This is a genomic window from Bacillus sp. EB106-04-04-XG123, assembly GCF_058791855.1.
The window spans coordinates 276,051-288,295 of sequence record NZ_JBYTDZ010000003.1 but is presented as its reverse complement, the minus strand read 5'-3'; the positions used below and the strand labels follow the sequence as shown (position 1 = coordinate 288,295).

The 12,245-nt window shown below is 42.8% G+C and carries 11 protein-coding genes and 1 other annotated feature; of the genes, 7 read left to right on the top strand and 4 right to left on the bottom strand.

The window, feature by feature from the left end; all coding sequences use genetic code 11:
- The first annotated feature begins 30 nt into the window (after positions 1 to 30).
- Positions 31 to 753: a GntR family transcriptional regulator gene (locus AC3WTB_RS11960; RefSeq protein WP_024428032.1), complete on the top strand. Its 723-nt coding sequence runs from the start codon at positions 31 to 33 to the stop codon at positions 751 to 753.
- Positions 754 to 800: 47 nt separating this feature from the next.
- Here AC3WTB_RS11960 and zwf read toward each other — a convergent pair whose 3' ends face one another.
- Positions 801 to 2,276, bottom strand: coding sequence for a glucose-6-phosphate dehydrogenase (zwf, locus tag AC3WTB_RS11955; RefSeq protein WP_047202253.1), 1,476 nt, complete (start codon positions 2,274 to 2,276; stop codon positions 801 to 803).
- A 221-nt stretch (positions 2,277 to 2,497) separates the two neighbouring features.
- On the opposite strand from zwf, the gene rnz reads away from it, so the two are divergent.
- Both rnz and AC3WTB_RS11945 read left to right on the top strand, forming a co-directional pair.
- Positions 2,498 to 3,427 (top strand): ribonuclease Z, encoded by a 930-nt coding sequence (gene rnz / locus AC3WTB_RS11950; protein WP_492030968.1) that lies wholly within the window; start codon positions 2,498 to 2,500, stop codon positions 3,425 to 3,427.
- Positions 3,428 to 3,566: 139 nt separating this feature from the next.
- Entirely contained in the window at positions 3,567 to 4,874 is a 1,308-nt protein-coding gene (locus AC3WTB_RS11945) for an aspartate aminotransferase type Ic (RefSeq protein WP_099663348.1), read from the top strand.
- A 46-nt stretch (positions 4,875 to 4,920) separates the two neighbouring features.
- Here the strand turns inward: AC3WTB_RS11945 and AC3WTB_RS11940 are convergent, their stop codons facing one another.
- Positions 4,921 to 5,685, bottom strand: a complete 765-nt coding sequence (locus tag AC3WTB_RS11940; RefSeq protein WP_024422899.1) for an alpha/beta fold hydrolase — start codon at positions 5,683 to 5,685, stop codon at positions 4,921 to 4,923.
- A gap of 120 nt (positions 5,686 to 5,805) precedes the next feature.
- Positions 5,806 to 6,822, bottom strand: a complete 1,017-nt coding sequence (gene namA, locus AC3WTB_RS11935) for an NADPH dehydrogenase NamA (protein WP_080708051.1) — start codon at positions 6,820 to 6,822, stop codon at positions 5,806 to 5,808.
- A 140-nt stretch (positions 6,823 to 6,962) separates the two neighbouring features.
- On the opposite strand from namA, the gene AC3WTB_RS11930 reads away from it, so the two are divergent.
- Positions 6,963 to 8,576 carry a M20/M25/M40 family metallo-hydrolase gene (locus AC3WTB_RS11930; protein WP_126681622.1) on the top strand — a complete coding sequence of 538 codons (1,614 nt, stop codon included), beginning with the start codon at positions 6,963 to 6,965 and terminating at the stop codon, positions 8,574 to 8,576.
- 129 nt (positions 8,577 to 8,705) lie between these two features.
- Positions 8,706 to 9,185, top strand: a complete 480-nt coding sequence (locus AC3WTB_RS11925; protein WP_492333766.1) for a DinB family protein — start codon at positions 8,706 to 8,708, stop codon at positions 9,183 to 9,185.
- A gap of 36 nt (positions 9,186 to 9,221) precedes the next feature.
- Here AC3WTB_RS11925 and proC read toward each other — a convergent pair whose 3' ends face one another.
- Complete coding sequence (proC, locus tag AC3WTB_RS11920; RefSeq protein ID WP_410558836.1) at positions 9,222 to 10,049, bottom strand: pyrroline-5-carboxylate reductase; 828 nt, start codon at positions 10,047 to 10,049, stop codon at positions 9,222 to 9,224.
- A 41-nt stretch (positions 10,050 to 10,090) separates the two neighbouring features.
- Positions 10,091 to 10,302 (bottom strand) — a binding site (T-box leader).
- A 167-nt stretch (positions 10,303 to 10,469) separates the two neighbouring features.
- Here proC and AC3WTB_RS11915 point away from each other — a divergent pair.
- Together AC3WTB_RS11915 and AC3WTB_RS11910 are read left to right on the top strand one after the other, a co-directional pair.
- Positions 10,470 to 11,420 (top strand): MBL fold metallo-hydrolase, encoded by a 951-nt coding sequence (locus AC3WTB_RS11915; RefSeq protein WP_268465749.1) that lies wholly within the window; start codon positions 10,470 to 10,472, stop codon positions 11,418 to 11,420.
- A gap of 12 nt (positions 11,421 to 11,432) precedes the next feature.
- Entirely contained in the window at positions 11,433 to 12,209 is a 777-nt protein-coding gene (locus AC3WTB_RS11910; protein WP_039179737.1) for an SDR family NAD(P)-dependent oxidoreductase, read from the top strand.
- Positions 12,210 to 12,245: the final 36 nt, after the last annotated feature.

Below are 12,245 nucleotides of genomic sequence, written 5' to 3'. Positions count from 1 at the left end.
ATGAAAAAACAAGTCAGTTGGTGGTGTGAGATGAAGAAGTACGAACTCATTTCAGAAGAAATCAGAAAACGAATAGGAACAGCATATTATCCAGAAGATCAACCCATTCCAGATGAAAACTCGCTTGCCGCTGAATTTCAATGCAGCAGAATGACGATGAAGCGTGCGCTTGATCTTCTCGTTGCAGAAGGTCTGCTCTTTAGAAAAAGAGGCCACGGTACATTTATTGTGAAGGCAGCGCTCAATCAAGGGGCCATCAATGTATCAGGCCATGAAAATAAAGGGTTCACAAAAGTCATGGCGGATAAAAACGTCACGACTCAAATCATTCACTTTGATGTCCATTTTCCAAGCGAAGAGGTGGCAGCCCATCTATCTATTGACTCAACCACACCTGTTTATGATATCATCCGGCTCCGTCTTGTGGATGAAGAGCCTTATGTATTAGAAAAAACGTTTATGCCTGTCAATCTCATTAAGGGCATAGATGAAGAAGTTCTACTTGGTTCTATCTATGGCTATATTTCAAATGAGCTTCATTTAAAAATAGCAGGAGCGCACAAGAAAATTAGAGCGGCTAAATCAGATCAGCTGGATCAGCAGTATTTAGGGTGTGACCCAACAGATCCTGTGCTTGAAGTCGAGCAGGTTGCTTATTTAAACGCAGGGCAGCCATTTGAATATTCGTTTAGCCATCATCGCTATGATAAATTTGACTTTTCAACGGTTGAAATCACGAAAACAGGACGTTAAAAAAAGAGCAGAACCCCCGAGGGAGACTGCTCTTTTTTTATTTGATTTTATATATTCCACCAATGATATCCATCTTTTTCTAGAAGCTCATCAGCTTCTTTCGGTCCCATAGAACCAGCAGGATAGTTTGGTTTTAATGTTTTGTTTTCTGCCCATTTCTCAGAAATCGGATCAACGAAGTTCCAAGAAAGTGCTACTTCATCCCAGTGAGCAAAGTTTGTTGCATCGCCTAGTAAGCAGTCATGAATCAGTTTTTCATATGCTTCTGGTGTATTCATGATGTCATTATAGTTTGTCTGGTAGTCGAGTTTAATCGGTTTCGCATACGTGCCGCCATCCAGCTTGCGAGCATTCAGGTGAAGGGTGATGCCTTCATCTGGCTGAATATGAATGACAAGTAGGTTTGGATGCATGGCATTTCCGTTACCATAGTACAGGTTCATTGGAATGTCTTTAAATTGAACCACGATTTGAGTAGATTTCTTTTCTAACCGTTTTCCTGTCCGAATGTAAAATGGCACCCCGGCCCATCTAAAGTTATCAATCAGCAATTTCCCAGCCACAAATGTTTCTGTGTTTGAGTTCGGGTCAACATTTTGCTCTTTCAGATAAGAAGGAACCTCGCTGCCATCAATCGTACCCGTATCATACTGTCCGCGGACAAAGAATTGATCGACCTCATCTTTAGAGAAAGGACGAAGAGCGCGCAATACTTTCCGTTTTTCGCTGCGGATTTCCTCTGTATTCAGTTTAATTGGCGGCTCCATTGCTAAAAGGGCAACCATTTGAAGCATATGGTTTTGGACCATATCTCTTAGTGCACCAGAATTTTCGTAATATCGAGCCCGGTCTTCAACCCCCAATGATTCACTGGATGTTATTTGAATGTTTGAGATATAGCGGTTTGTCCAAAGCGGTTCAAAGATGGCATTCGCAAAACGGATAACCTCAATGTTTTGAACCATTTGTTTACCAAGATAGTGGTCAATACGATAAATTTGATCTTCTGTGAATGCATCACGAATTTCTTCATTTAATGTTTTCGCACTTGGCAGATCATGCCCAAATGGCTTTTCAATGACAAGTCGTGACCAGCCGGTTGTTTCTGATACGCCCTCACTCTTTAGGAACTTCGCAATCGTTCCGAAGAATTCCGGTGCCATAGCTAAATAGAACATGCGGTTATTTGGAATACTGTACGTATCTTCAAGGCCTGTTAGAAGCGTGTTAAGTGATTGATAGGAAGCAGGGCTTGATACGTCAAAATCGTGATAATAGAAATGTGAAATGAACTCTTCTGTTTTCGCTTCTGCATCATCAGAAGAAACAGATTCCTTTACCACAGATCTGAGGTCCTCATGAGACCACGGACGGCGTCCAACTCCAACAACAGCGAATTGATCACCGAGCTTTCCGCTATGATAAAGTCTATGTATAGAAGGGTAGAGCTTGCGTTTGGCAAGGTCTCCTGTTGCGCCAAAAATGACAATGACTGCTTTAGGGTTGTTAGTTTCTGTATTCACGAGAAGTACCTCACTTTATTCGTAGCATTGTTGTAAAAACCGAGAATGTATGTACATTTTCTTTATTTTAAAGGTTCATTGTTCGTAAAGCAAACATTTGATTCGACTTTTTCTGCTCTCGTTTCACTTTTTTCAAAAATTCCGCTGAATTCACATTTACCTTGTCTTCATGTATTCTATATGAATGAAGATATTGTATACCGGCTTTAGGAGGAAAAGTAATGGAACTGCTCTTTTTAGGAACAGGTGCAGGCATTCCTGCAAAAACAAGAAACGTCACTTGCACAGCGCTAAAGCTTTTAGAAGAACGAAATGCAGTGTGGCTTTTTGATTGCGGAGAAGCAACACAGCACCAAATCTTACATACAACGATTAAACCGAGAAAGATCGAGAAAATATTTATCACTCATATGCACGGTGATCATGTATATGGTCTACCGGGACTCCTTGGCAGCAGATCCTTTCAAGGCGGGGAGGATGAATTGACGATCTATGGACCAAAGGGCATCAAGGCCTTTGTAAACGCATCACTTTCAGCCTCGCAAACGCATTTGACATATCCGCTGCATATCATAGAAATAGAAGAAGGGATCGTATTTGAAGATGATACCTTTCAAGTAGAAGCAAGAAGAGTCTCTCACGGGATTCCAGCTTTCGGCTATCGGGTTGTGGAAAAAGATCTGCCTGGTTCATTAAAAGCCGAAGACCTAAAAGAAATCGGTGTAAAACCTGGACCTTTGTATCAGAAGTTGAAAAATGGGGAAACCGTGACACTCGAAGATGGAAGAACCATCGATGGAACCGATTATTTAGAACCCCCTAAAAAAGGGAGAATCGTTGCATTTTCAGGAGATACCCGTTTGTGCGAGAATATAACAAGGCTTGCCAAAAATGCGGATGTGTTAGTCCATGAAGCAACATTCGGTAAAGAAGATGCAGATTTAGCCTACAATTATTATCACAGCACAACAGAACAAGCAGCGAAAACAGCAGAGGAAGCAGGCGCAAAAAGGCTCATTTTGACCCATATAAGTGCACGTTACCAAGGAGAAGAGGCACTGAAACAACTGTTGAAAGAAGCCCGCGATATATTCCCGCTGACAGAAGCTGCACATGATTTCTCTTCTTTCCCCATTGAACGCACCCTGTAAAAATTGGATGAATCGTCAAAAAAAGTTGTGTGATTTTTTTGATATTTATGATGACGCTCTTTTTCAGGTAGTGGTAAAATGGTGAAGAAAAAACAAATGACGAATCAAACTATGAAGAATACGGGAGGCACAATCAAAGATGAGCGGTTTTACAGCATTAAGTGAAGCAGAATTGAATGACCTATATGTGGCACTACAAAATGAGTATGAAACTTACAAAAGTAAAAACTTGCACTTAGACATGTCTAGAGGGAAGCCTTCACCAAAACAGCTCGATTTGTCTATGGGCATGCTCGATGTTGTGACATCAAAGGATGCAATGACAGCTGAAGATGGCACAGATGTGCGAAACTATGGCGGCTTGACAGGCCTTCCTGAAACGAAGAAATTTTTTGCAGATGTTCTTAATTTAAAGCCAGAACAAATCATCATCGGCGGTAACTCAAGCCTGAATATGATGCATGATACCATTGCACGTGCGATGACTCACGGCGTATGTGACAGCAAAACACCTTGGGGAGAGCTGCCAAAGGTAAAATTCCTTGCACCAAGCCCAGGGTATGACCGTCATTTTGCCATTTGTGAGCTATTTAACATAGAGATGATCACGATCGATATGAAGGCTGATGGACCTGATATGGATCAGGTAGAAAAATTGGTCGCAGAAGATGAAGCGATTAAAGGCATTTGGTGTGTACCGAAATATAGCAATCCAGACGGCATTACGTATTCAGATGAAGTCGTTGACCGCTTAGCTTCAATGAAAACAAAAGCAGACGACTTCCGCATTTTTTGGGATGATGCATATGCAGTCCACCATCTAACGGATACACCTGACACGTTAAAAGATATTTTTCAAGCAGTTGAAGAGGCAGGATACCCGAACCGTGTGTTTATGTTTGCGTCTACGTCTAAAATTACATTCCCAGGCTCAGGTGTTGCACTGATGGCATCTAGCCCGGACAATGTGAGCTTTACTCAAAAGCAATTATCGATTCAAACGATCGGACCGGACAAAATCAATCAACTAAGACATCTTCGTTTCTTCCAGAATCCAGAAGGTTTGAAGGAACATATGAAAAAGCATGCAGCGATCATTAAGCCAAAATTTGACCTCGTTCTTTCCATTCTTGACGAAAAACTTGGCGGAAAAGATATCGCTGAATGGCACAAGCCAAATGGCGGATATTTCATTAGTTTAAATACACTTGATCATTGTGCAAAAGCGGTTGTGCAAAAAGCTAAAGAAGCAGGTGTCACAATGACAGGTGCAGGTGCAACATATCCATATGGAAAAGATCCGCTTGATCGTAACATTCGCATTGCACCAACATTCCCGGCTCTTGAAGAACTAGAGCAAGCGATTGACATCTTTACATTATGTGTTCAGCTTGTCAGCATTGAAAAGCTGCTTTCAGAAAAAAGTCAATCTGCTCCAACGGCATAAATAAAAGAAACTCCTTGACTCATAATGGGTCAAGGAGTTTTTCGTTTTAATTAGCAGTTTGATAATAGGAGACAGGTTGTTTGGCTGCGCACCATACATCATAGATGGCAAGCTGTACAATATGCGGTTCATCATGATGAATATAGTGCGAGCTGTTCTGCGCTTGAATCCATCCGCTTTGGGATGACAAAGACAGCATGCGTTTATGAAGTCTGAGCCAAGCTTCATGCGCTGGATGAAACAATCGGCTCTTACCTGATGAAATGACAAGAAGCGGCATCATCCCATAATGGGTTTGCTCCTCTTTGATTGTGCTTAACATTTGCTGAAAGTCCTCATGCGTACATTCTGCTGTAAATTGCGCCATATATGAAGTGCGTTCTTCCTTTGATAAAAGCGGCAGGATCACCTGCTCTTGTTCCTCACTTGCTGGGTCTAGCAGCACCATGCCGATGACATCATCTCCTCTTCGGCTTGCCCATAGCCGGCTGACAAGAGAGCCGAATGAGTGAGCGACGATGAGAAATGGCGGCTGAATATTGGCTTCTTTCAGCAGCGCATCTAAATCATCAGCGAGGTCATGCAAGGTTCTTCCTTCACCGCTCTCACTGCTCTTTCCATTTCCTAAACGGTCGTATAAGAAAACCCCAAGCTCTGGGTCAATATCACGGGCCATATTCGACCACGTATCACTAGAAATGCCGTAGCCAGCTTCAAAGATAATCGTGGCTTGCCTTTTACCTTGACGATGTTTTGTATAAAAATGGTGTCCATCTATATGATACATTTTTTCAATCATTGCCGAATTCATTCTTCCATCTCCTCTAAGTGGTTCTTTAGCTAAAAGACGGCACAAAAGGCAGATATGTTTCTCTTAAAAACAAAAAAGATGCCTATTTCGAAAAATAGACACCTTTTTTCCTAAGAGCTTTTACCAAGCGCGATCATATTGACGCGGGCTTTCGATGGATGTACGGAGCTCTTGAGCAGCTGTTTTCGGGAAGTATGGATCCCGTAAAAATTCTCTGCCAATAAAGATCAAATCCGCACGCTGATTTTGTAAAATCTCCTCTGCCTGTACACCAGATGTGATCAGACCGACAGCAGCTGTTTGAATGCCGGCCCCTTCTTTTATTTTCTCTGCGAATGTTACTTGGTAGCCGGGGAATGTGTTGATTTTCGCCTGTACGACAGCACCTGAGCTGACATCAATTAAGTCGACACCTTGCTCTTTGAGCCAAGTGGCAATCCCAATATAATCTGCAATATCAAGTCCTTTTGTTGTGTAATCAGAAGCCGACACACGGACAAATAAAGGTCCGTCCCATACGGCGTTGACTGCGTCTACGACTTCTCTTAAGAAACGATAGCGGTTTTCTGGTGAACCGCCATAGTCGTCTGTTCGGTGGTTCGCCAGCGGTGAAAGAAATTCATTAATCAAATAGCCATGTGCACCATGAATTTCAATGATGTCAAATCCTGCTTTTTTTGCCCGTACAGCTGCATCCTGAAACGCCTGAACGGTATCTTTGATTTGATCAACAGACATCTCGACAGGGGTTTTAGATGTTTCATCAAATGGAATGCTTGATGGTGCAAGGATGTCCCCATCGAGTTCAGCTTTACGTCCTGCATGGGCTAGCTGGATGGCTGTCTTCGTTCCGTATGCTTTGATTTGTTCGTTTAATGAAGCGAAACCTTCAATGTGCTCATCGCTCCAAATACCGAGGTCTTGATCACTAATTCTTCCCTCAGGAGATACAGCACTTGCTTCCACCATGATGAGGCCAGCCTGACCTTGTGCACGGGAAATATAATGTGTGAAGTGGAAAGGCTGTAATTTCCCATCACGGTCATAAGATGAATACATACACATCGGGGACATCACGATGCGGTTTTTCAGTGTAACACCTTTTAATGTCCAAGGTGAAAAGAGTTTTGTTTCCAAATATCTTCGCCTCCTCATGGAATTGTATAGCCGATTATAACAGCCATTCAAACTTTCGTCATAAAAGGTGCTCAAAGAATATAGCTTTTATACACGTTTTTGTATAATGGAGAGATAGAGACATCAAAGGGGGAGAACGGATGAAATGGCAAACAGAGAGTGAACTAAAGGAGCTCCTGACAGCTCTTATGCAATATGAAAGCATATCAGGTACAACAGGAGAAGTCGCGTTAGCGGAATACTTATATTATTTGCTAAGGGAACGGCCTTATTTTGAGCAGAACCCTGATCATTTGGCTTTGCATCCGATGAAAGATGGCCGGTATTATTTAACGGCACTTGTGAAGCGCAGTACGCTGCGGCGTACCGTGCTGCTTCTTAGTCACTTTGATGTAGTTGATACAGAAGATTATGGCGAATTTCAAAACATGGCATGCAAGCCTGAAGAGTTAATGGCATCCTTTTCGCAAAAAAGTGCGCTTCTTCCAAAGAGGGTAAGAGAGGATCTTGCTTCAGGCGACTGGCTGTTTGGAAGAGGGGCCATGGATATGAAAGCAGGTCTCACCGTACAGCTTTCTATGCTGGAAAGAGCGATGACAGAAACATTTGATGGAAATGTCCTGCTCGTCACAGTTCCTGATGAAGAAGTGAATTCACAAGGAATGCTTGAGGCTGTCCCGAAACTAAAGGAGCTTAAAGAAAAGCATGACCTTGACTATACCGCGTGTTTAAACAGTGAGCCCATGTTTGAAAAGTATCCAGGGGATGAACATCATTATATGTATACAGGCAGTATAGGAAAGGTATTAGCCGGATTTTTCTGTAAAGGGATTGAAACGCATGTAGGAGAGCCATTCTCAGGTTTAAATGCGAATTTTATGGTATCTGAACTAAACCGGCTGTTAGAGCTCAATAGTGATTATTGTGAGGAAGTAGATGGTGAAGTAACTCCGCCCCCAACGAACTTAATGCAAAAGGACTTGAAAGAAGCCTATTCCGTTCAAACACCTCACACAGCCGTATCTTTATTTAATGTGCTCATGATGAAACGTTCAAGTGAAGAACTGCACGGCCTTCTCTATGATACTGCGAAGCAAGCAGCAGACCAAATCGAGGCCAATCTTCAGCAAAAAACAGCTGACTTTCAGCGATTCAAACACTTTACACCAATTGACACCCGGGTTACGGTACTCACGTATCACGAGCTGTATCAAAAGGCCGCAGAACGCTCTGGTGAACAGGAGGTTGAGCGCATTGTCAACTATGCCTTTGCCAACCGGGGTGAGCTTGGAGATCGTGATTTTTCAACGAAAATTGTCTCGGAGCTGACGACGCTTTGTAAGGAAGAAGGACCGCTGATTGTTCTATTTTATAGTCCGCCATTTTACCCTTCTGTGTCCTCAACAGAAGATCCGCATATTCAGAAGACATTCAAGAAGATTCAAGAAGAGGCAAAAGAGGTGTACGGACTTGAAGTAGAGGAAGTGAAATATTTCCCGGGATTGTCTGATTTAAGTTACTTACAGCTCGAAAAGCAGGAGGTAGGTCATTACACGACCAATATGCCGCTTTACCAAAAGGGCTATTCTTTACCGCAAGGAGAAAAGGAAGCCCTTTACGTTCCAGTCATCAACGTGGGTCCATTAGGAAAGGACCCGCACAAATGGACAGAACGGCTGCACGTCCCGTTCTCTTTTGGCATTTTGCCAGAATTACTAGAATCAACGATTCATGCTTTATTAGAGAAAAAGTAAGTAGATGTGTGAAGAGCTCTATCTTGATGATAGGGCTTCTATTTTTAAATAAACGATCTTTCCACTTAGATAAATAGAGTATGATATTGATGAAGACTTACATTTATTTGAAGGGGGTAAGAACATTAAATGGAAACTGGGAAATTAACAAAAACAGACATCATCACATCGCTTCAGGAAAGTATGAGTGAACTAGAGAAGCTAGTGAAGGCTTGTGATGATTACACACTGGATCAATCTTTGGGGGAGGGGAAGTGGTCAATCAAGCAGCTCGCCGGGCATTTGTATGACACAGAAGAAGTCTGGTCAGAGCGGATAGAGCAGGCGATATCAGATGATCAAACGCCCTTTCAATCGTATGATCCTGAAATGTATGTGAAAGATAGAGCGTATGAATGGTATAACGCAGAGGAGATCAAAGCATTGATCAAACGGATGAAAGAGAGAAGATACAACACGCTTCGGCTATTAGAAAAAGATATATGGGAACAATCAGGCCTGCATCCGGAAGAAGGACTGATGACCGTTCAAATATTAGCTGAAACCATCGCTTTACATGAACAACATCATCTGGATCAAATCAAAGCCATCATGTCAATGAGGCAGTGAAAAAGCACCTGTCATCAAAACAGGTGCTTTTCAAATTCATTTATACGTGCTTGCTGAAAACATTTCGTTTAATTCTGCTGCGCGTTTAGTGGCTGTTTTGACACAATCGACAACAGCTTCTTCAAATTGATAGGCAGCCAGTGTGTTCAGACCGGCTTCTGTTGTTCCGCCTTCACTTGTGATTTCTTTGCGCAGTTCGGCAGGTTCTTTTCCGCTGTCTTGAAGCATATTGGCGGCGCCTGCAATCATTTGGCAAATGAGTAATTTCGCAGTTGCTTGGTCCATTCCAAGTTCCGAAGCACCTCGCTCCATTCCTTCTATCAAATGATAAATGAAGGCAGGGCCGCTGCCTGCGATGGCTGTCACCGCATTTAGCTGCGACTCATCTAATACGGTGACATGCCCGATTGTTTCAAACAGCTCGACAGCCTTTTTCTTTTGCTCCTCAGTCACTTCTTGACTTACGGCAATACCTGTTGCTGACTGCTGAATTGCCGCTGATGTATTTGGCATCGCACGAACGACTGCACTCTTTCCGCCAGCGTAGTGTTGAATCGTTTCAATGGAAATACCCGCTAAAATAGAAATGATCAGCTGTCCATGTAAATGGGGCTGGACTTCAGAAATTCCGCTTTCTGCATCCTTCGGTTTTAAGGCAAATACGAGAATATCTGCTTCTTTATAAATAAAGGACCGAGCGAAATCCGTTTTGACCCCATATCGGGCCTGTAATTCCTCTAATCGTTTTTCATTCGTTTTGTTTGTGACAATGATATCTTCATTCGACATCATGCCGCTTTTTAATAAACCTTTGATCATAGACTCTGCCATCGAGCCTGCACCGATAAATCCAATTTTACTCATAAGCTGTGCCTCCTTGTAGAAAATAAAAAAACCTCTCGCCTGAAAAGGACGAAAGGTTTTTCGCGGTACCACCCTCAATTAGCATGCAAACATGCATACTCAGCTCTAGTCCCTTAACGCGGGAAACGTTTAGGTTTGCCTAACAGCTCAAAGGGCAGGTTCAGCAAATAAGAGGATGGTGAAGTCTTACAGCCGGCGGACCTCACTCTCTTGCATCATTATTTTGCTTACTAATCCTTGTCATCGCGCATCATATATTTGTTGTTCATTATGCAACGATGGACAAGTTTATGTCAATAGGGGCAGTTAAAAAAATTGCCCATCTAAACCGCATGACAGTCTGCCTTTTGCAAGATACAATGAAGTAAGAAGACTGAGTCCCACAATCATGAGTCAAAAAGCAGGAGATGACATATAAAAGTGAAAGAAGACATCATTCAATTATCCATCCCGACGCCGTTTGCCGTTGGGGATGTGCATGCATATGTATTAAAAGGAGAGGCCGTAACCTTAGTAGATTGCGGGCCGATGACAGAAGAGGCAGAGCGTGCCTTTGTCACGCAACTAAAGGAACATCGTTTATCGATAGACGATATTGATCAAGTGGTGCTGACCCATCATCATGCAGATCATGTCGGTCTATTGAATTTGATGAAACCTTATGTCCGTGTGATCGGACACCAGCTAAATGAGCCGTATATTAGTCAGGATCCAGTGTTTAAGCAGCACCAAGTGGACTTTATGGTTCCTTTTTTTCAGCAGTTAGGTGTGCCGCTTCGACAAAATGAGTGTGAAAAAATGGTGAAGCAATCTTATACATATTCTTGTACTTCACATGTAGATGAGGTCATAAAAGAAGGTGATCGTTTAAGCGGGCATGAACACTTCTTTGTGATGGAAACACCCGGACACGCACAGTCTCACCTTTCCTTTCTAGACGAAAGAACGGGGAATTTTATTGGCGGCGACCTGCTTTTGACGACCATTTCCTCAAATCCGTTAATGGAAGCACCGTATGAAGGTGAGGAACGTCAAAAATCACTGCTTCAATATAAAGCATCACTTAATCGGTTATTGCGTCTGCCAATCAAGACGATTTATCCGGGACACGGTCAGCTCATCACGGCTCACCATGAATTGATCGAAGAAAGATTTAAGAAACAAGAAAAACGGGCAAACACAATGTATCAGCTGCTCAAACAAAAAGAAATGACAGCCTTTCATCTTTGCCGTAAGCTATTTCCAGTGCTATATGAAGAGGCCTTATTTTTAACGATGTCAGAGACAGTCGGTCAGCTTGATGTGCTCTTAGCGGCTGGTCAAATTGAAGAATTAGAAAAAGACGGAATCGTCTATTACAGGGCAAACTAAGGAGTGAAACGCATGGGGCGATTGACAGGAAAAAGAATTTGGATTACAGGCGCATCTGGGGGCATTGGTGAAAAAATGGCGTACTTGGCAGCAGAAGAAGGCGCAGAAATCATAATTTCAGCAAGACGAACAGAAAAGCTTACAGATGTGAAAGAAAAAATTGTGAGCGCTGGCGGTGTGTGTCACATCGCTCAGCTTGATGTCAGTCAGCTTGAGGACATTGATCGCGCGTATGAAGAAGTGGGGCCGGTCGATATTTTGGTCAACAATGCCGGCTTTGGTGTATTCGATCTCGTCGAAGATGCGTCCATCGAAGAAATGGTGTCGATGTTTGAGGTGAATGTGTTTGGTTTAATCGCCTGCACGAAAAAGGTCATCCCTGAGATGAAGCAAAGAGGGCAGGGACATATTATCAATATTGCATCCCAGGCAGGAAAGGTTGCGACGCCAAAATCAGCCATTTATTCCGCATCAAAGCATGCCGTTCTTGGATTTTCAAACAGCCTCAGAATGGAACTGGCAGACTCAGGCATTCACGTGACAACAGTCAATCCAGGACCGATTGCAACAGATTTCTTTACCATCGCTGACCGCAGCGGTGAATATGTGAAGAACGTTGATTTTATGATGCTGAGTGCGGACAAGGTGGCAGGTAAAGTCGTATCTGCCATGATGACGAAAAAGAGAGAGATTAATCTACCCGGGTGGATGAACGCTGGCAGCAAATTGTATCAGTTATTCCCATTTTTATTTGAAAAAGCAGCACGCAAAGCGTTGATGAAAAAGTAACAAAAAAGAAACCGGTTTTGAACTGGTTTCTTTTTT